1 protein-coding gene is annotated in these 337 nt (G+C 47.8%); it reads left to right on the forward strand.

The genetic code is table 11. The features are described from left to right. Window positions 1–337: M61 family metallopeptidase (locus HC175_RS21735; RefSeq protein WP_438865978.1), on the forward strand; the 337-nt coding region annotated here is incomplete at both ends.

The raw sequence follows: 337 nt of genomic DNA on the forward strand, positions 1-337 counted from the left end.
CCCTAATGCCGAACATCATGAGGCAAAAATCATGGTCAATTTTCCTGAAATTGGACAGGACAGCCTGGTTGTCCGTATGAGCCGAACTTCCCCCGGAAGGTACGCATTGCATGAATTCGCTAAAAATGTCTACGGAGTAAAAGCAAAAAATGCCGCAGGAGAGACTTTAAAGATCACCCGCCCCGATCCTTACTCATGGTTGATTACCGGCCACGACGGAACAGTCAACCTGGAATACACGCTCTTCGGAAACCGCGCCGATGGCACTTATTCACAGATCGATCAAAGCCATGCTCATTTGAATATCCCTGCCACATTTATGTATGCCGAAGGTCTT

It is taken from the genome of Salinimicrobium oceani, from assembly GCF_012037645.1.